At 69.6% G+C, this 19,694-nt stretch carries 15 protein-coding genes and 2 pseudogenes; 6 read left to right on the top strand and 11 right to left on the bottom strand.

Annotation, left to right across the window (positions count from 1 at the left end; genetic code table 11):
• Positions 1 to 68 precede the first annotated feature (68 nt).
• From ACFXKA_RS26830 to der, 5 genes and pseudogenes are all read left to right on the top strand, one after another.
• Positions 69 to 938 (top strand): segregation and condensation protein A, encoded by an 870-nt coding sequence (locus tag ACFXKA_RS26830; protein WP_379429482.1) that lies wholly within the window; start codon positions 69 to 71, stop codon positions 936 to 938.
• A gap of 245 nt (positions 939 to 1,183) precedes the next feature.
• Complete coding sequence (scpB, locus tag ACFXKA_RS26825; protein ID WP_379429481.1) at positions 1,184 to 2,002, top strand: SMC-Scp complex subunit ScpB; 819 nt, start codon at positions 1,184 to 1,186, stop codon at positions 2,000 to 2,002.
• A gap of 746 nt (positions 2,003 to 2,748) precedes the next feature.
• A pseudogene (locus ACFXKA_RS26820) lies at positions 2,749 to 3,606 on the top strand (pseudouridine synthase); the annotation flags it as partial.
• Positions 3,607 to 3,671: 65 nt separating this feature from the next.
• Complete coding sequence (gene cmk, locus ACFXKA_RS26815; protein ID WP_354844899.1) at positions 3,672 to 4,340, top strand: (d)CMP kinase; 669 nt, start codon at positions 3,672 to 3,674, stop codon at positions 4,338 to 4,340.
• Positions 4,337 to 5,752 carry a ribosome biogenesis GTPase Der gene (gene der, locus ACFXKA_RS26810; protein WP_379429383.1) on the top strand — a complete coding sequence of 472 codons (1,416 nt, stop codon included), beginning with the start codon at positions 4,337 to 4,339 and terminating at the stop codon, positions 5,750 to 5,752. Before cmk ends, der begins: the two co-directional genes overlap by 4 nt.
• Before the next feature lie 180 nt (positions 5,753 to 5,932).
• Here the strand turns inward: der and xerD are convergent, their stop codons facing one another.
• The 5 genes from xerD to steA all read right to left on the bottom strand — a co-directional run bounded on the left by xerD (position 5,933) and on the right by steA (position 11,722).
• Complete coding sequence (gene xerD, locus ACFXKA_RS26805; RefSeq protein WP_354844836.1) at positions 5,933 to 6,853, bottom strand: site-specific tyrosine recombinase XerD; 921 nt, start codon at positions 6,851 to 6,853, stop codon at positions 5,933 to 5,935.
• Positions 6,854 to 6,953: 100 nt separating this feature from the next.
• Complete coding sequence (locus tag ACFXKA_RS26800; protein ID WP_379429382.1) at positions 6,954 to 7,607, bottom strand: NUDIX domain-containing protein; 654 nt, start codon at positions 7,605 to 7,607, stop codon at positions 6,954 to 6,956.
• Positions 7,608 to 7,702: 95 nt separating this feature from the next.
• A complete protein-coding gene (locus ACFXKA_RS26795) occupies positions 7,703 to 9,430 on the bottom strand; it encodes a CTP synthase (protein ID WP_354844842.1) in 1,728 nt (575 codons plus the stop codon).
• A 152-nt stretch (positions 9,431 to 9,582) separates the two neighbouring features.
• Positions 9,583 to 10,503, bottom strand: coding sequence for a copper transporter (locus ACFXKA_RS26790; RefSeq protein ID WP_379429381.1), 921 nt, complete (start codon positions 10,501 to 10,503; stop codon positions 9,583 to 9,585).
• 7 nt (positions 10,504 to 10,510) lie between these two features.
• Positions 10,511 to 11,722: a putative cytokinetic ring protein SteA gene (gene steA / locus ACFXKA_RS26785; protein WP_354844847.1), complete on the bottom strand. Its 1,212-nt coding sequence runs from the start codon at positions 11,720 to 11,722 to the stop codon at positions 10,511 to 10,513.
• 274 nt (positions 11,723 to 11,996) lie between these two features.
• Between steA and ACFXKA_RS26780 the strand changes: the two genes are divergently transcribed.
• Positions 11,997 to 12,416, top strand: a complete 420-nt coding sequence (locus tag ACFXKA_RS26780) for an SRPBCC family protein (protein ID WP_354844850.1) — start codon at positions 11,997 to 11,999, stop codon at positions 12,414 to 12,416.
• Between the two features lie 97 nt (positions 12,417 to 12,513).
• Here the strand turns inward: ACFXKA_RS26780 and recN are convergent, their stop codons facing one another.
• The 6 genes and pseudogenes from recN to ACFXKA_RS26750 form a co-directional block, all read right to left on the bottom strand.
• Positions 12,514 to 14,295: a DNA repair protein RecN gene (gene recN, locus ACFXKA_RS26775; RefSeq protein ID WP_354844853.1), complete on the bottom strand. Its 1,782-nt coding sequence runs from the start codon at positions 14,293 to 14,295 to the stop codon at positions 12,514 to 12,516.
• Positions 14,273 to 15,238 (bottom strand): NAD kinase, encoded by a 966-nt coding sequence (locus ACFXKA_RS26770; RefSeq protein WP_354844855.1) that lies wholly within the window; start codon positions 15,236 to 15,238, stop codon positions 14,273 to 14,275. The genes recN and ACFXKA_RS26770 overlap by 23 nt, the downstream gene beginning before the upstream one ends.
• The gene (locus ACFXKA_RS26765; protein WP_354844858.1) at positions 15,235 to 16,125 is read right to left on the bottom strand and encodes a TlyA family RNA methyltransferase; all 891 of its coding nucleotides are present in this window, start codon (positions 16,123 to 16,125) and stop codon (positions 15,235 to 15,237) included. Before ACFXKA_RS26765 ends, ACFXKA_RS26770 begins: the two co-directional genes overlap by 4 nt.
• Position 16,126: 1 nt before the next feature.
• The gene (locus tag ACFXKA_RS26760; protein WP_364624175.1) at positions 16,127 to 16,357 is read right to left on the bottom strand and encodes a hypothetical protein; all 231 of its coding nucleotides are present in this window, start codon (positions 16,355 to 16,357) and stop codon (positions 16,127 to 16,129) included.
• A 165-nt stretch (positions 16,358 to 16,522) separates the two neighbouring features.
• The gene (locus tag ACFXKA_RS26755) at positions 16,523 to 17,425 is read right to left on the bottom strand and encodes an HAD-IIA family hydrolase (protein WP_379429380.1); all 903 of its coding nucleotides are present in this window, start codon (positions 17,423 to 17,425) and stop codon (positions 16,523 to 16,525) included.
• 270 nt (positions 17,426 to 17,695) lie between these two features.
• Positions 17,696 to 18,793, bottom strand: a pseudogene (locus ACFXKA_RS26750) (hypothetical protein); the annotation flags it as partial.
• Between the last annotated feature and the right edge of the window lie 901 nt (positions 18,794 to 19,694).

The raw sequence follows: 19,694 nt of genomic DNA, 5'->3' as shown, positions 1-19,694 counted from the left end.
AGCACGACCCGGCGGACGCGGATACAGCCCTGCCCGCCGGAGATCCGGACTCGCCGGTCCTGGCGGACATCGTCGCAGGCGGCGGTACTGCCGGACCATCGGACGATCAGAACGCAACGGGCAAATTTCACCTGAAGCTCGCCAACTTCGAGGGCCCGTTCGACCTGTTGCTGCAGCTCATCAGCTCGCGACGGCTCGACGTCACCGAGATCGCACTGCACAAGGTCACCGACGAATTCATCGCCCACACCAAGGCGCTCACCGCCCGGCTCTCGGAGGAAAAGGGGCTGCGCGCCGACAAGGTCCTCGACCAGACCACTGAATTTCTGCTCATCGCGGCTACCCTGCTGGATCTGAAGGCGGCCCGGCTGCTGCCCTCCGGCGAGGTCTCCGACGAGGAGGACCTCGAGCTCCTCGAAGCCCGCGACCTGCTGTTCGCACGGCTGTTGCAGTATCGCGCCTTCAAACAGGTCGCGGCACTGCTGGGCGAGCTGGAGGCCGCGGCGCTGCAACGCTATCCGCGCGCGGTGTCGCTGGAGGAGCGGTATCTGGCGCTGTTGCCGGAGGTTACGCTGGGGGTGGACGCCGCAGGGTTCGCCGAGGTCGCAGCCACCGTGTTCCGGCCGCGTCCGAAACCGAGGGTGGGGCTGGATCACATCCACGCCCACGCGATTTCGATCGCCGAACAAGCCGCGCTGGTGCTGGAGATGCTGAAAAGCCGTGGCGCGGGCGGCTGGACGACCTTCCACGAACTCTGCGCCGACTGCGAACTGCCGATCCAGATCGTGGCCCGCTTCCTCGCGCTGCTCGAACTCTACCGGGGCAAGACCATCGAGTTCGATCAGCCCGACCCCCTGGGCCCGCTGTCCATCAGCTGGATCGGCGAGCTCGAAGACCAACCGGCCCAACCGGTGACGATTGAAGAGGATTACGGGTGACCGAGGTGCAGAACTTGGGTGACGACGCGCACGACCCGGCCGCCGCCAACCAGGCAGCGCCCCAACCGACCCTGGCCGAAAGGATCGTGGCCGAAGCGGCCGCGGCAGCGAAGGCCCGCGCAGCCCGGGCGAATGCCGCCGAGCCCGAGGACGAGGTCACCGAGCCCAGCGGTGGAAGCGCCGAAACAACAGCCGAGGGCGTCGAGGCCCCGGCGGAGGGTGCGGCGCTCACCGGCGAAGCGACCATGCTCGAGACCGCCGCCACGGAGCCCGCGGCCGACGCGCCTGAGCCCGTGAACGACGGCCCGGCGGCCGTGGCTGATACCTCCCAGTCCATCACCGGCGCTGCCGAGCCTGTGGCTGAAGTCTCTCGACCTGGGGCGGGGGTCGTGGCGCCGGACGGGCCGGGCATCGATGCGGAGGAGTTCGAGGACGAGGAGGCGCTCGAGGAGGACGAGTTTCGGGCGGCGCTCGAGGCGATGCTGCTGGTGGTGGATGCGCCTGCGCCGGTGGAGTTGCTGGCGTCCGCTTTGCGGGATCATCCGATCCGGGTGGAGACCGCGCTGCGGGATATGTCGGCGGAACTGACCGCGCGACGCAGTGGCATGGATCTCAGGTTCGTGGGCGACGGGTGGCGCTACTACACGCGGACGGAATTCGCCCCCTATGTGGAACGTATGCTGTTGGACGGCGCACGGTCGAAGCTCACACGCGCCGCTTTGGAAACCCTGGCGGTGATCGCGTACCGTCAACCGGTTACCCGAGCACGCGTGAGTGCGGTGCGCGGTGTGAACGTGGATGGCGTGATCCGGACCCTGCTGGCGCGGGGCCTGATCGCGGAGGCCGGAGCGGACCCGGAGACCAACGGCACTCTGTACATCACCACCGAGCTGTTCCTGGAACGGATCGGACTTGCGTCACTGGCGGATCTACCGCCGCTGGCCCCACTGCTCCCGGGCGTCGATCTGATCGACGAGATCAACGAGAGCCTGGACACCGACCCCCGGTACACCAGGCTGAAGAAACCGGCCGAGGCCGATATCGACCTCGGTACCGATGATTGAAATAGGACAACGTGAATACACCCGCTCGCCGAGATGGCACACCGGATCGTAGAAAACGTGGCAGCGAACCGCCCAGCGGTTCCCGCGCCGCCCGCGGCCGGACCGGAGACGACCGGTCCGCGCGAGGCGGCGGCTCGTACGGCGGAGGCTCCGCCAACCCCCGTGGCGGCTCCGCGAATCGCGGCGGCTCGCGCGGTGACTCGCCCTCGTGGGGCGGAAAATCCCGTGGCGACTCGCGCGGCGGCAGTGATTCGCGCGGCGGCAGTGGCTCGTACGGCGGCGGACGCGGCGGCAGCGGGTCCTACGACTCGCGCGCCGGCGGATCTCGCAGCGGCTCGTACGGCGATTCCCGCGGCGACTCCCGCGGCGGCGCTTCCCGTGGCGGCGGCTCCTACGGCGACTCCCGAACCGGTGCGTCGCGTGGCGGTTCCGGCTCGTACGGTTCGCGCGGCGCTTCGGGCTCGCGCGAAGGCTACGGCTCGCGTGGCGAAAGCCAGTGGGGCGGTGGCGGTTCGCGCGGTGGAGCACCCTCGCGTGGTGGCTCGTCGTACGGAAACTCCGCGCGCGGCAACCAGTCTCGCGGTGATTGGGGTTCCGACTCGCGTGGCGGCGACAGCCGTGGCGGCCAGTCGCGCACCGGATTCGGCTCCGACCGTTCCGGTTTCGGCCAGGACCGCAATGCCTCGCGCGGCCGGATCGGCGGCGGTAGCCCGCTGGCTCCGCACACCTCCCCGAACACTCCCGCCAAGAAGAAGGCCGCCAAGCCGGAGCGCAAGATCGTCGCGCCCGTGCTGATCAGCAATGCGAAGCCCGCGCGTCACCAGCACGTGGACCTCGAGGAGCGCGGTCCGAAGAAGCTGCCCTGGGGCGAGGGCGAGCGCCTGCAGAAGGTCCTCGCGAAGGCCGGTGTGGCCTCGCGCCGCGCGGCCGAGGAGATGATCGACGCCGGCCGCATCGAGGTCGACGGCAAGATCGTGCGCGAGCAGGGCCTGCGCATCGATCCGCAGACCGCCGTGGTCCGGGTCGACGGTGTGCGTGTCGTCATCCGCGACGAGCAGGTGTACCTGGCGCTGAACAAGCCCAAGGGCTGGCAGTCGACCATGTCCGACGAGATGGGCCGCCCATGCGTGGGCGACATCGTCGCCGAGCGGATCGCGGCCGGGCAGCGGCTGTTCCACGTCGGCCGCCTGGACGCCGACACCGAGGGCCTGCTGCTGCTCACCAATGACGGCGATCTCGCGCACCGGCTCATGCACCCGTCCTTCGAGGTGTCCAAGACCTACCTGGCCACGGTCAACGGCGAGGTCAAGAACCGCGAGGTCGGCAAGCTGCTCAAGGACGGCGTCGAGCTGGAGGACGGTCCCGCCAAGGTGGACCGGTTCCAGGTGCTCGAGGTCGGCCAGGGCAAGTCGCTGGTGAAGGTGGTGCTGCACGAGGGCCGCAAGCACATCGTGCGCCGCCTGCTGGCCGAGGTCGGCCACCCGGTGACCGCGCTGGTGCGCACCCACATTGGCCCGGTCGCACTGGGCGATCAGCGGCCGGGCACGCTGCGCGTGCTGGGCCGGGACGAAATCGGGAAGCTCTACGAGGCGGTGTCGTTGTGAACGGTGTGGGAAGTCTGATCGACGCGACCGGCGCGCTGACCGGGTGGGCGCGGCTGGTCGTCGCCATGGACGGCCCGTCGGGCACCGGCAAGTCGAGTGTGTCGCGCTTGCTGGCGACCCGGCTCGGGGCCAGCTACCTCGACACCGGTGCCATGTACCGGGTGGCGACACTGCGCGTGCTGCGCACCGGCGTGGACCTGGACGACGCCGCGGCCATCGCGGTCGCGGTCAAGGAGCTGCCGCTGACCATCGGCACCGATCCGAGCCGGGAGGTCATCCTGCTCGACGATGAGGATGTGTCGAACGAGATCCGCGGCAATGCGGTGACCAAGGCGGTGTCGGCGGTGTCCGCCGTGCCCGAGGTGCGCGAGCAGCTGGTGGCCCTGCAGCGGGACCTGACGGCGGCGGCGGGGCGAATCGTGGTCGAGGGCCGCGATATCGGCACCGTCGTGCTGCCCGAGGCCGATGTGAAGATCTACCTGACCGCCTCGGCCGAGGCCCGCGCCGCGCGACGCAATGCGCAGAACATCGCCGAGGGCCGGGGTGACGATTTCGAGGCTGTGCTGGCCGATGTGCAGCGCCGCGACACCCTGGATTCGACCCGCAAGGTGTCGCCGCTGCGTCCCGCCGAGGACGCCGTGCTGGTCGACACCAGCGATCTGAACAAGGACGAGGTCATCGACGAGCTGTACCGCGTAGTGGCCGAACGGATTTCAGCGGGAGGCGCGCAGTGACGCAGGACACCTTCGCCGGTGATGGCATCTGGTCGGACGAATCCGACTGGGACATTGCCGAATTCGAGGGCGAGCAGGACGCCGAGCACATCCCGCTGCCGACGGTGGCCATCGTCGGCCGGCCGAATGTCGGCAAATCGACGCTGGTGAACCGCATTCTGGGGCGCCGCGAGGCCGTCGTGGAGGACATTCCTGGCGTGACCCGGGACCGGATCTCCTACGAGGCCAACTGGGCCGGACGCCGGTTCCTGGTGCAGGACACCGGCGGCTGGGAGCCCGACGCCAAGGGCCTGCAGCAGTCGGTGGCCCGGCAGGCCGAGGTCGCCATGCAGACCGCCGACGCGATCGTCGTGGTGGTGGACGTCACCGTGGGCGCGACCTCCGCCGACGAGGCGGTGGCGCGGACGCTGCGCCGCAGCAAGACCCCGGTCATCCTGGTGGCCAACAAGGTCGACAATCAGAAGCTGGAGGCCGATGCGGCCGAGCTGTGGTCGATGGGCCTGGGTGAGCCGCGCCTGGTATCGGCCGCGCACGGTCGCGGCACCGGTGATCTGCTGGACCTCATTCTGGAGGTGATGCCCGAAACCCCGCGCGAGGGAACGGGCCTCACCGGCGGCCCGCGCCGCGTGGCGCTGGTCGGCAAGCCGAATGTGGGCAAGTCCTCACTGCTGAACCGGCTGGCGGGCGAGGAGCGCTCGGTCGTCCACAATGTCGCGGGCACCACCGTCGACCCGGTCGACTCGCTCGTCGAATTGGGCGGCAAGCCCTGGCGTTTCGTGGACACTGCGGGCCTGCGCCGCAAGGTGAGCACGGCCAGCGGCCACGAGTTCTACGCGTCACTGCGCACCAAGTCGGCCATCGAGGCCGCCGAGGTGGCGGTCATGCTGATCGACGCTTCGGAGCCGATCACCGAGCAGGATCTGCGCGTCATCTCCATGGTGGCCGAGGCCGGCCGCGCCCTGGTGATCGCCTACAACAAGTGGGATCTGGTCGACGAGGACCGGCGCGAGATGCTCGAGCGCGAGATCGACCGCGAAATGGTCCAGGTCCGCTGGGCCCAGCGCGTCAATATCTCCGCTCAGACGGGTCGCGCCGTCCAGAAGCTCGTCCCCGCCATGGAAACCGCCCTGGATTCCTGGGACAAGCGCATCTCCACCGGCCGCCTGAACAACTGGCTCAAGGAGGTCATCGCCGCCACCCCGCCCCCGATGCGCGGCGGCCGCCTCCCCCGAGTCCTGTTCGCCACCCAGGCCTCCACCCGCCCCCCGACGTTCGTCCTCTTCACCACGGGCTTCCTCGAGGCCGGCTACCGCCGCTTCCTCGAACGAAAGCTCCGCGAGGAGTTCAACTTCGACGGCTCCCCGGTCCGCGTGAACGTCCGCGTCCGCGAAAAGCGCGAACGCAAGAAGTAACTCACGCCACGGCCGAAGACGAGCCCGGGTGACGGCGCCAGCTGTCACCCGGGCTTTCTCGTTGCCGCTGAAGCAAATTCGCCCCGGGGCGCGACAGCGTCACGCCCTCACCGGCTCGATCCCCGGTTCGGCGTGTGCGGGAGGGGTTCGTAGTCAGTCAGGAAGCATCAGAACAGGTCGTCACCGGGCGCGCGGATGCGCGGTGGCCCAGACCTCGTGCAGGGTGCCGACGGTGACCAGGGTGTAGATCTGGGTGGTGGTCACCGAGGCGTGGCCGAGTAGCTCCTGGACGACGCGGACGTCGGCGCCGCCGTCGAGGAGGTGGGTGGCGAAGGAGTGACGCAGGGTGTGGGGGGAGACCTGGGCGGCTATCCCGGCCCGGTCGGCTGCTGATTGCAGGACCTGCCAGGCGGATTGGCGGGAGAGGCGGCCGCCGCGGTGATTGAGGAAGAGGGCGGCGTTGCCTTTGCCTCGGGTGGCGAGGGCCGGGCGGCCTCGGACCAGGTAGTTGTCGAGGGCGGCCAGGGCGGGGCGGCCGATCGGGACCATGCGCTGTTTGCCGCCCTTGCCGCGCAGGACCACCGCGCGTTCGGCGGTGTCGATGTCGTCCACGTCGAGCCCGACCATCTCGGAGATGCGAGCGCCCGTGGAGTACAGCAACTCCAGGAGTGCCCGGTCGCGCAGCCCGCGCGGGCCGTCGGCGATATCTCCCCCGGCGGCGTCGAGCAGGCGGGAAACCTGGTCGTACGGGAGGGCTTTCGGCAGTCTGCGGGCGGGTGTCGGCGGTTTCACCGGGTGCGCTACATCCGCGTCGGTGATGCCCTCCGCGGTCGCGAACCGGTGCAGCCCGCGGACGGCGACCAGGGCCCGCGACGCCGACGAGGCCGCCAGGGCGGGATGCTCGGAGTCCCCCGACCGCAGCGACACCATGTAGTCGGCGATGTCCGATTCGGCCACGCGCGCAAGCGTTTCCACTCCGCGCTCGGTCAGAAAGTACCGGTAGCGACCCAGATCCCGCCGATAGGCGCTGAGCGTATTGCGCGCGGCGCCGCGCTCGACCGCCAAATGGTCGAGGTACGCGTCGATCTGCCGCTTCAGCACGGCTCACATCTTTGCAGCCGCCACCGACGAACTCCCCGACCCGAACCCGGCGAAGCGAACAAGTTTCCCAATCGGGACCTCTTGCCTTCCCAACCGGGATCTACTGCGATGCCTCCCGCGCCTTGCGATCCAGGAACGCGGTGGGCATTCCCGGCCAGGGCGCGTCGGCGGGCCGCAGCCGAGCCCCGCTGGACCGGGCCGTCATCAGCGCGGTCACCCCGGCCACCGCGGTGGCATTGGTGATGTCGCCCGCCAGCGCGGCCTGTACGGCCTCCGTCAACGGCATCCGCAGGATCTGGAGGTCGGCCTCCTCCATTTCCGGGTCCGGCCGGTCGATTTCATAGAGCCCGGTCGCCAGATACACCCGCAGCGCCTCATCGGTGAACCCGGGCGAGAGCGCCACATCGACCAGCACCGACCACTCCCGTGCCGCCAGTCCGGTCTCCTCGGCCAGCTCTCGCTGGGCGGCCTCGAGGGGATCCTCGCCCGCCTTGTCCAGCAGTCCGGCCGGCAGCTCCAGCAGCCGCCGCCCGATCGGATGCCGATACTGATTCACCAGCACCAGATTGTCGTCGTCGTCCAGCGCCGCCACGGCGACCGCCGCGTGATGCTCGATCACCTCCCGCTCGGCGACCCTGCCACCGGGCATGACCACCTGGTCCAACCGCAGCGCCAGGATCGCGCCCGAGTACACCGTGCGACTGGACAGGACATCGAAATCGTGTGTGCCGGGGACCGGTTCCGAGGAGGTCATTCCAGAACCGTAGCGCGGATACCCGGGCGGATACGAAACCGCCCGAGCACTCGTCGAATGCTCGGGCGGGCCGTGGAATCCCGGTCAGGCGGGGATCACTTGGAGACCTTCTCGGCCTCCGCGGCGGGCACCTCGTCGGGAATCTCCACCGGAAGCCGTTCGGCGGCCTTGTATTCCAGCGCCGCCGAGATCAGCGCCGCGAACAGCGGGTGCGGGCGCGTCGGACGGGACTTGAGCTCCGGGTGCGCCTGGGTGGCGACCAGGAACGGGTGCTTGTCCTGCGAGTACTCCACGAACTCGACCAGGTGGCCGTTCGGGGAGGTGCCGCTGAACTTCAGGCCGCTCTTGGCGATCTTGTCACGGAAGGTGTTGTTGACCTCGTACCGGTGCCGGTGCCGCTCGGAGACCTCGGTCTCGCCGTACGCCCGCGCCACCAGCGAATCCTGCTGCAGCACAGCCGGGTACGCGCCGAGCCGCATGGTGCCGCCCAGATCGGCCTCGCCGGCCACGATCTGCTCCTGGTCGGCCATGGTCGAGATGACCGGGTACTTGGTGTCGGGCTCGAATTCCGCCGAGTTGGCGTCCTTCATGCCCACCGAGCGCGCCGCCTCGATGACCACGCACTGCAGACCCAGGCACAGGCCCAGCAGCGGAATCTTGTGCTCGCGGGCGTAGTGGATGGCGCCCACCTTGCCCTCGATGCCGCGAATGCCGAAACCGCCCGGGATCAGGATGGCGTCCACGTCGGCCAGGTGCGACCGCGCACCCGCCTCGGTCTCGCACTCGTCGGACTGCACCCAGCGGATGTTCACCTTGGCCCGCGAGGCGAAACCGCCCGCGCGCAGCGCCTCGGTGACCGACAGGTAGGCGTCGGGCAGGTCCACGTACTTGCCGACCAGCGCGACGGTGACCTCTTCGCGCGGGTTGTGCACGCGGTCCAGCAGATCGCCCCAGACCGTCCAGTCGACGTCGCGGAAGGGAAGCCCCAGCTTGCGAACGACGTAGGCGTCCAAGCCTTCCCGGTGCAGCACCTTCGGAATGTCGTAGATCGACGGCGCGTCCGGCGTGGAGATGCAGGCGTCCACATCCACGTCGCACATGAGCGCGATCTTGTTCTTCAGCGGCTGCGGCACCTCACGGTCGCAGCGCAGGATGAGCGCGTCGGGCTGGATACCGATATTGCGCAGCGCCGCCACCGAGTGCTGGGTCGGCTTGGTCTTGAGCTCGCCCGAGGGACCCAGGTAGGGCACCAGCGTGACGTGCAGGAAGAAGCAGTTGTCGCGACCCACCTCGTGGCGAATCTGCCGCGCCGCCTCGAGGAACGGCTGCGACTCGATATCGCCCACGGTGCCACCGATTTCGGTGATCACCACATCCGGCGCCTGCCCGTGCAGGTCCGGTCCCGTCATGGCGAGAATGCGACTCTTGATCTCATCGGTGATGTGCGGGATCACCTGCACGGTGTCACCGAGGTACTCACCCCGGCGCTCCTTGGCGATCACCTTCGAGTACACCTGACCGGTGGTGACATTGGCGTCCCCGGACAGATCGCGATCCAGGAACCGTTCGTAGTGGCCGACATCGAGGTCCGTCTCCGCGCCGTCCTCGGTCACGAACACCTCACCGTGCTGGAAGGGGTTCATGGTGCCGGGATCGACATTCAGGTACGGATCCAGCTTCTGCATCGTGACGCGGAGTCCGCGTGAAGTGAGCAGCTGACCGAGGCTGGAGGCGGTCAGACCCTTACCGAGTGAAGAGGCGACGCCACCGCTGACGAAGATGTGTTTCGTGGCCGCGCGCGCCGGAATCCGTGATTGACCCACGGGACTTCACGGTAACACGGATCGGCGACGCCGATCGCATGCCGCGCATGTTGGTTGCCCGCGATTGGCTCGATTCCGCGTGTCGCGGGAAGCCTTCCCCATGCCGCCATCGGCGTGGCCGGGGCTTTCCGACGTGCGGCCCGGGGATCGTCTCAGTGCGGCATGGCCGCGACTGTGAGCGAGGTCGCCTTCTCACCCGTGCCGTAACGGCCGGTACCGCCGTTCAACTGCTCGGTGAGCCCGAGCACGGTGGTGATCCGCCCGATCTCACGATCGACATTGTCGACGGTCGTGACGGTCGACAGCCCACCCTCGGACCGTGTCACGGCGATCGCCCCGGGCCCCTCGGCGGCCCCGTAGCGACCCGCCAGCACCACCCCGGCACTGTGGGACCGCAGGCCCCCGGCGAACCTGGCGATGATGGTGCCGCGGTTGTTCTCGTCGGCCCGCGCCCCGTCGCCGGTGACCACCACGGCCAGCTGGGCGGGCTGCACCTCGGCGAAGGTCAGGAAGCCGCCGCCGCGCAATGTCTCGAGGGCCAGGCCCCGCTCCTGCGGGGTGCCGCGCACCTGCCCGCTGACCGGATCGTCGAGCAGCACCTGGCCGAGCAGATCGCCCGCGAGGCTGCCTTGATCGACGGCGTCGACCTTCAGCTGCGCGCCGGCGGGGACCACGTTCAGCAGCGCGGTACGTAGTCGGTCGCCCTCGGAGGAGTCGGCGAACGCGCCGCTCAGGCCGATCCGGCCGGTGACCGCGGCGCCTGCGGTGGTGAGGGCCGCGGTGACGGCATCGGCGTCGCCGCTGTCGGCGTCGGGGGTGGTGAAGACGAGGACCGATCGGTTGGCCAGCGCGCCCGCCAGCAGCTTGCCCGCCGAGCCCGACAGGAAGGCGTCGGCCGCCTTCACCTGTTCGTTCAAACGCCCGTTCTCGGCACGCAGATCGTCGATCTGCTGCCGGTCGCCCGTGCCGGGAAACAACCCATTGCCTTGTGCGCGGGTGCCCAGCACCACGCCGACCGCCAGGGCCAGGAATACCGCGGCGATCGAAATCGCGTGGTGGCGAAAGGAAATCATCGGTCCCCTACCTGTGCCGGTCGAATAGGCCCTGTACCCAGTGCGATCCGCGATGCCAGGTGTCGGCGGTCCAGGTCAGCGCCTCAACGCCCATGTGGGTGGCCAGCAGCGCGACCACCAGGGCCACCAGCGCCGCGAGCACCACCAGCGCGACCGCCCAGCCGGAGCCCCGGTGTCGGTACAGCGAGGCAACGGCTTTCGCGTCCATGAGCTTGGTGCCCATTTTCAGGCGGGTCAGGAAGGTGGCCGGATTCGAATCGCGCCGGCCGCGGTCGAAGAAGTCGTCCAGCGAGGCCGCCGCACCGACGGTGACGATCAGCGACGCGCCGTGGTGATCCGCCAGCAGCAGCGCCAGATCCGCGGGCGCGCCCGAGGACGGGAAGGTGGTCGCGCCGATGCCCAGATCCTGGATGCGCTCCAAACCCTTGGCGTGGCCGTCGGTATCGGCGGGCAGGATCACCTCCGCACCGGACTTCAGCGTGTTCGCGGTGATCTCCTCCGGGTCACCGACGATGAGGTCGGGCCGGTAGCCGTGGCGGGTCAGGGTGTCCGCGCCTCGGCCGACGCCGATCAGGATCGGCGCGTACTCCTTGATGAACGGCTTGATGCGCTTGAGGTCGTCGATGTGCTCGGGACCGTCGGCCACCACCACGACATGCCGCTTCTTCATGTCGACTTCGACATCCGGCACGCCGATTCCATCGATGAGCAAGGAGGATTCGGTGCGGATGAACTCGATGGTGTTGCCGGAGAAGGCTTCCAGATGGTCGGCGAGCCCGTTGCGCGCCTCGATCATGCGCTCGGCGATGGTGACCTCGGTGAGCTCGATGCCCTCGACGAGTGCCTCGGGTTCCTTCTTCGCCAGTTTGTCCGCGTAGACGACGCCACCCTCGACGCGAACCTTGGCGCCGTCCTTGATCTTCTTGAAGACATCCGAGCTGACCGCGTCAAGCAACTGGATGCCATTGGCCACCAGCACTTCCGGACCGAGGTTCGGATATCGTCCGGAGATCGACGGCGAGGCGTTCACCACCACCGCCACCTGTGCTTCGACGAGCCGGTCGGCGGTGAGCCGATCCAGGTCCATCTCATCGAGCACCACCACGTCGCCAGGCCCCACGCGCTGGAGCAAACGCCTGGTGTTGCGGTCCACCCGGGCCATCCCGGTCAGACCCGGCAGCGTTTCGGTATTACGCGACAAGAGGGCCAGCATCTTCATAACGATCGATGATTACGGCAAAGTCTCAACCTTTGATGGAGGCGCGCCGGTCAGCAAACTATCCGCTCCGCCTCCCCCGGAACTTCAGCGGGCAGCCGAGAGCCCTTAACGGTCATGCATCCGCGCTATCAGTTTGGTGCCGAATCTATTTCGGACGTACCCGGCGAGTTACCCCGATTGGCACGAAATCAGTAGTCACGCCCGCATACGGGCGCCGTGGGCGCAGGCCGATCGCACCTTCCATCTTACCGACCGGTAAGGCTATGCTCCGGACATGGCCAGCACCACCGTAGATACCGTCCTACCCGCCCCGCGTGAGGTCGTCTACAAGCTCTTCACCGAGCGCGACAGCCTCAATGCCTTTCTGCCCATTCAGATTTCACTGAAGAAGCCGGGCATCGGGAGCCCGTCCGGCGTCGGCGCGCAGTACCACCTGGGCCTGGCCGGCATCGGCCCGACCGAGGAGACCACCGAGCTCGTCCCCAATGAGCGCATGGTCTACCGCGTCATCGCGGGCGCCCCGGTCAAGCGGCACGTCGGCACCATCAGCTTCTCCGACGCGCCGGGCGGCACCCGGGTCGTCTACACCATGGAGTCCGAGCCCAGCCTCCCCGTCCCCGCCCAGATCCTCGAGCCCGGCCTCCGCGCCCTCACCAACGCCCTCATCGGCGGAGTGCGCAAGGCGATCAAGTAACGCCCGGCCACCGCGCCTTCGGAGCCGGCGCGGCGGCACGGACAGAACCGGCCGGATCCTTCGCGGGCCCGGCCGGTTTTTCTGTCTCGGTGCCCGGTTACTCGCCCGAGACGGCGGCGCCGACCTTCTCGGCGTCCGCGGTGGTGAGAAGTTCCCAGGCGTGGGCGCGGCCGGTTTCGGTGTCGCCCATGCCCGCCAGCATGCGGGCGAGTTCGACGACGCGTTCGTCCTGGGTGAGGGCCTTGACACCGGATCTGACGGCCTTGCCGTCGTCGAGCTTGTCGACCACCAGGTGGGTGTCGGCGAAGGCTGCCACCTGCGGCAGGTGGGTGACGACGATGACCTGGTGGGTGCGGGCCAGACGGGCCAGGCGGCGGCCGATTTCGACGGCGGCGCGGCCGCCGACACCGGCATCGACCTCGTCGAAGACCATGGTGGTGCCATGCTCGGAGCTGGCGAGAACCACCTCCAGGGCGAGCATGATCCGGGAGAGCTCACCGCCGGAGGCGCTCTTGCTCAGCGGCAGCGGGTGCGCGCCGGAGTGGGCGGCCAGGCGGAATTCCACCTCGTCCACGCCGGTCGAGCCGGCGTGCAGTTCCGTGCCGTCAATGACCAGTGGGGCCGAATCCTGCACGCCCGCAAGGACGGGACCGACACCGACCTCGAGCCGGGCACGACCCATGGCCAGACCGCCCAGTTCGGTGCTCACCGCCGACGCCAGCTTCCCCGCGGCCTTGCTGCGGGCCGCGGTCAGCTTCTTGGCCGTTTCACGCACCTTCTCGGCCGCGGTCTCGACATCCGCGGCCAGCGCCGCCAGCGCCTCTTCCGACACGTCCAGCGAGTCCAGGCGCGTGCGCGCCTCCTCGGCCCACTTGATGACCCCGTCGATATCCGGCGCGTACTTGCGGGTCAGCGTCTTCAGCTCGGCCTGGCGGGTCAGCATGGACTCCAGCGCGCCCGGATCGGACGGCAGGTCCGACAGGTAGGAGCTGAGCTCGGTGGTCAGATCCACCACCACCGAAATCGCCTCGCCCAGACGGGGAGCCAGCGCGGTCAGGATCGGATCGTCGGAGGCTTCGATGCGGGCGCGCGCGGTGCCGAGCAGATCCAGGGCGCCCGCGTCCTCACCCGGCGAATCGGCCGGACCGGCCAGCGCGTCGTGCGCGGTGGAGGCGGCCTCGCGCAGCGAATCCAGATCCGACAGCCGGCGCACCTCGGCCACCAGGTGGTCGTCCTCGCCGGGTTCCGGCGCGACGGCGTCGATCTCGGCCAGCGACTGCGTCAGATGATCGGCTTCCAGGGCCAGCTCCCGGCTGCGCGCGGTCCGCTCGAGCAGCTGATTGCGCTTGTCCAGCCAGGCCTTTCGGGCCTTCTGGTACTTGGCCAGCAGCGGCGCCACCGCGTCGGAGGCGAACTGGTCCAGCGCGTGCAGCTGCTGGTCGGGCCGCTGCAGCCGCAGCTGATCGTTCTGCCCGTGCACGGTGAGCAGCGGGGTGGTGAAGTCCGCGAGCACCGCGGCCGGCACGCTGCGGCCACCCAGGTGGGCGCGGGAGCGGCCATCGGATCCGACCGTGCGGACGGCGATGATGCTGCCGTCGTCATCGCGTTCGGCGCCGGTGGATTCCAGCACCTGCTCGACCTCGCCGAGGGCGCCGTCGTGCACCTCGTCCACGGTGAAACGGCCCTCCACCACGGCCCGCGACGCCCCGAGGCGCACCCGCCCCGCGTCGGCGCGGGCGCCGCTGAGCAAGTGCAGGCTCGTCACCACCATGGTCTTGCCCGCACCGGTCTCACCGGTCAAAACGGTCAAACCCTCGTGGAATTGTGCGGTGGCGGTGGAAATTACGCCCAGCCCGTCAATCCTGATCTCTGTCAGCACTCGTGCTCTCCGTTCGCCGTCGGCCACGCCAGCCTGTCACGGGCAACTGGAATTTGCGCACCATCCGATCGGCGAACGGCGCGGAGTCGAGCCGGACCCACCGCACCGGGTCGGTCCCGCGGACCGTCTCGACCCGGCCGCCCCGCGGCAGTGCGAGGGTGCGTCGGCCGTCGAGGAAAACGATCGCATCATGGCCCGTCGCAACGGTTTCCACCGCGATCAGCGAATTCGGGCTGGTCACCAGGGGCCGCGCGAACAGGGCGTGCGCATTGGACGGGATCACCAGCAGCGCTTCGAGTTCCGGCCACACCACCGGCCCGCCCGCCGAGAAGGCGTAGGCGGTGGACCCGGTCGGCGTGGCGATCAACACACCATCGCAGCCGAAGGCCGACACCGGCCGGCCGTCCACCTCCAGCACCACCTCCAGCACGCCCATGCGCGCCGCGTTCTCGATGCTGGCCTCGTTCAACGCCCAGCCGCGCTCCACCACCACATCGTCGACGCGCACGGTGACGTCGATGGTCATCCGCTCCTCGACGGTGTAGTCGCGCCGCACCACCTGGGACAGCGCCTCGTCCAGGTGCTCGGCCTCGGCCTCGGTGAGAAAACCGATGCGCCCCAGATTGATTCCGAGCACCGGCACCGAGGCACTGCGGGCGAGTTCGGCCGCCCGCAGGAACGTCCCGTCACCGCCGAGCGCCAGCACCATCTCGGTGCCGACCGCCGCGTCGAGATCGTGTGCCATCACCCGCACCGGGTACCCGTCGGCCGCGCCGTCGTCGTCGATGTCGAAGCGGGTGCTGTACGCCTCGTCCTCGAGCACGCGCAGCCCCATCCCGGCCCCGCACAGGATCTTCGCGACCCGGTGCGCGGTATCGAGGATCTCCGGCCGTCCCGGATGCGCGACCAGCAGAACCTCCCTGGCCGGGCTAGCCGCGTTCACTGTGGACCCTCCTGCACCGCACGCTCGATCAGCGCCGCCACACGCGCCGCCTCGTCTGCATCGTATGCGCCCCCACCGACGTCCGCGCCGTCACCGGCCGCAGCGGGCTCGGTCTCCGGACGCGCCGGCGCGCCGGTCTCCTTGCGCAACCAGAGGAAATACTCGACATTCCCGGACGGACCAGGCAGCGGGCTGGCCGTCACGCCACGCGTGCGCAGCCCGAGTTTCGCTGCCGCGGCGGCGACTTCGCGCACCGCCTCGGCGCGCAGGGCCGGATCCCGCACCACACCGCCGGATCCCACGCGATCCTTACCCACCTCGAACTGCGGCTTCACCATGGGCAGCAGATCCGCGCCCGGCGCACAGCAGGCGGCCAGCGCGGGCAGCACCAGGCCGAGAGAGATGAACGACAGATCGGCGACAACCAATTCGACTGTGCCGCCGATGAGTTCGGGCGTCAGCTGCCGCACATTGGTGCGGTCGTGCACGCGGACGCGGTCATCGTTCTGCAGCCGCCAGATCAGCTGGCCGTACCCGACGTCGGCGGCCACCACCTCCTCGGCTCCGCGCGACAGCAACACATCGGTGAATCCACCTGTAGACGCGCCCGCGTCCAGGCACCGCTTGCCCTCGACCGACACGCCCTGCGGCTCGAACGCCTCGAGCGCGCCCAGCAGTTTGTGCGCGCCGCGCGAGGCCCACTGCACCTCGTCGGGTTCCTCCCGCACCAGCAGCGGCGTGCCTGCCTCGACTCCCGTCGCCGCCTTGGTGGCGACCGACCCATTGATCAGGACGCGGCCCGCGTTGATCAGCTCGACCGCGTGTTCCCGCGACCGCGCCAATCCACGGCGAACCAGTTCCGCGTCCACCCGTGCGCGCCTGGCCACCTCAGATCTTGTCCACCGTGGCCAGGGCCTGCACCAGCACCTCGTGCGCCTGCTCCAGAATCTTGGCCCGCCGCACGATATCGGTGCCCTCCGAGTGCACACTCGGCGCGCCCGGGAAGCCCGGATTCGGTGCGCCCGCCGACAATTCGGCCAGCAGCGCGGCCACCTCCGCCTTGACCCGCTCCGGGTCGGCGAACTCCTGATTCGCACCCGGCAGATGCTGCCCGGGCAACGGCGCCCCCGGACGGGGCCCCGGCGTCCCGAGAGGGGATCCCGGCGCGGGAAACTGCGGGCGAGGCGTGGGCATAGTCATCGTGGCGACAACGCTACCCGAACCCGCATTCGAACACACGTACCCCACCGCTTACCGATCCCCCGCCGACCGGCACGTCCTGGATTACCCGCGAGGCGTCGAGGAGATCCGGATGGCGCGGCCCGGGGCCGCGTCCAGGCGGGCCGTGATCTCCTTCGCGATGTCTCCGACGCCCGGCACGACCGGATCGAAGTCGGCGACAGGGTGATTCAGCGCGTCGAGGGATTCGGCGATGTAGGTCGGCATGCGATCCGAGGGCTGGGTGCCCAGATCCTCGAGCGTGCTCACGCCGGTCAGCACCATCAGCGACTCCAGGCCTGTAGCGTGCGCGCCGTCGATATCGGTGTCGAGGCGGTCGCCGACCACCAGGGCGTCGCGGGTACCGGCCCGCTCGAGCGCATCCTCCATCAGCGGCGCATACGGCTTGCCCGCCACGATCGGCTCCAGGCCCGACGCCTGCCGCAGCGCCGCGACCATCGAGCCGTTGCCGGGAGCCAGGCCACGCTCGGTGGGGAGCGTGGCGTCGGTATTGGCGGCCACCCACAGCGCCCCCGCCCGCAGCGCGTAGGCGGCCTCGGCAAGATCCGCCCAGGCGGTCTGCATCGAATGGCCCTGCACCACAGCGCTCGGCACCAGGCCGTCGAAGCGGCGGACCGCCTGCAGGCCGACATTCTCCACCTCGGCCATCAGATCATCGGTGCCGACCACCAGCACCGTCGACCCCGGCGGGATCCGCTGCGCCAGCACGCGCGCGGCCGCCTGCGCGCTGGTCACCACCTCGTCCTCGTGGGCGTCGAAACCGAGCTCCCGCAGGTGGAAGGCCACCGCGTCGGCCGAGCGGCTCGCATTGTTGGTGACATACATCAGGCGCTGTTCCGGATCGCCCGCCGAAAGTGCTTCCGACGCACCCGGAATCGGCTCGTGGCCGCGGAACAGCGTTCCGTCCAGATCCAACAGCAATGCCTCGAACCGATCCCGCAGTCGCATTACGCCGTCCCTCTCGTCACTCTTCACAGAAACAAAAACGACCGTGCGGCTGCGCTGTTGCGCGGCCGCACGGTCGAAATCACTTGCCGGTCCTCAGTTCTCGGAGTCGTCCGCGGGCTTGCCCGAACCATCCGCGGCTTTCCCGGCCGTCTCCGACTCGGCAGCGGTGTCCTCGGCGTCGGAATCCTCCTCCGCCGCAGCGGAATCCGCGTCGTCCTCGTCCTCGTCGTCATCGTCGAACGCCGCGGTCCAGTCCGCGCCGCCGTCACCGTCACCGGAGAGTTCGGCGGCGCGGTCCTCGGCGTCGGTCTCGCCGTCCAGGTCGGCGGAGGCGGCGTTCATGAACCAGGTCAGCGCTTCGTCTTCGCGACCGGCGGCCAGCAGGGCCTCGGCGTAGGCGTAGAACAGGCGCGTGGCCGCGGAACCGGTGCGCGCCGGATCCAGCTCGGCGGTCTGTAGCGTGACGACGGCCTGGTCGAACTGCCCCAGATCCATCCGGGCGCCGGCGACCACGATGCGCAGCTCGGTGGCCTCGTCGCCCTGCAGGGCCCGGGCCTCATCGCTGCGGCCCAGCTCGATGGCGCGCTCGGGACGGCCCAGACCACGCTCACAGTCGGCCATGACGGCCAGCAGCCCCGAGCCGCCGGACATGCGGCGCGCGGTCCGCAGCTCCGACAGCGCCTCGGCCCATTCACCCGCGTGATAGGCCGCGACACCGGCGGTCTCGCGCACCACCGCGATGCGGCCGGCCCGCTGCCGGGCAGCGCGCGCGTGCTCCAGTGCCAGCTCCGGATCCTCGTCCAGCAGCTGGGCCACCATGACCAGGTGCCGGGCCACCGACTCGGCATTGCCCTTGTCCAGGCTCAGCAGATCGCGCCGCACCGCCGGCTCGAGATCGGAGGCCTGCACGTCGTCGGGCAGGTTCGGCTCATCGGGACGACCCGAACGCCGCTCCCCCGGCCGGCCGCCGCTGACCCGCGCGCCCTCGCCACCGCGGCGACGCTCGCCCTCGAACGACCTCGCGCTCGCACCGTTCCCGGCCCGCTCGGCATCCTGTCCCGCCCCCGGGTACTCCGGACGCTCATCCGCGAACCCGTTGCGCGCGAAGCCCTTCCGCTCCTCCCGCTCCCCGCGGTCCCGGTCGAAGCCCCGTCCCCCACCACGGTTGAACCCGCCTTCACGACGATCACCGCCGCGATCGGAGCCACCGTCACGACGGTCTCCCCGGTTGAAGCCGCCTTCACGACGCTCGCCACGGTCGAAACCACCCTCGCGACGCTCGCCACGGTTGAACCCGCCCTCACGACGATCACCGCTGCGCTGGAAACCGCCCTCGCGACGCTCGCCACGGTCGAAACCACCCTCACGACGATCACCGCGGTCGAAACCGCCTTCACGACGGTCACCACGGTTGAAGCCACCGTCACGGTCACCACGGTTGAAGCCACCTTCGCGACGCTCGCCGCCGCGGTTGAAACCACCGTCACGGTCGCCACCCCGGTTGAATCCGCCCTCGCGACGCTCGCCACGATGGAAACCGCCTTCACGACGGTCACCACGGTTGAAGCCGCCCTCACGACGATCACCGCCGCGATCGAAGCCACCCTCGCGACGCTCGCGGCTGAAGCCGCTTTCACGACGGTCACCACGGTCGAAGCCGCCCTCGCGACGCTCGCCGCGGTTGAATCCGCCCTCGCGGTTGTAGCCGCCCCGGCCGCCTTCGCGCTCGGACCCGCCGCGGCTGCCGCCCTCGCCCCGATAGCCGCCGCGATCGCGGTCGCCCTCGGAGCGGTAGCCGCCACGCTCATTGTCACGACCACGGTTGAATCCGCCACCGCTGCGGTTGAATCCGCCCTCACGGCCGCCATCGCGCTCGCGGCGCGGTCCGCCCGACGACCGTCCCTGGTCGCGGCGTTCGCCTTCGTCGCGCCGGCCATAGCCGCCCTGTCCGGTCCCACCACTGTTACGGCGGAAGGGTTTGCGGCCGTCGTTCTGCTCCGCCACGGTGATCCCTCTCTGTTCTTGTAGCCTGCGGTACCCGGCCACGGCGCTGGAGCGCGTGAGGAGGGCCGGCGGGCGATCCCACCTACCCATGAATTCAATCACGCCGCTCTCGAGCGTCAACGCAGCACCGGGTGGTCAAACGCCGAAAGGGGACCCGGTGAGGGTCCCCTTTCGCGAAGGATGTTCCGGCGGTGTCCTACTCTCCCACACCCTGTCGAGTGCAGTACCATCGGCGCAGGTGGCCTTAGCTTCCGGGTTCGGAATG

The sequence above is a fragment of the Nocardia sp. NPDC059228 genome, from assembly GCF_042754245.1.
Lineage (GTDB): Bacteria > Actinomycetota > Actinomycetes > Mycobacteriales > Mycobacteriaceae > Nocardia.
This window is presented reverse-complemented; position numbering and strand designations above follow the sequence as displayed.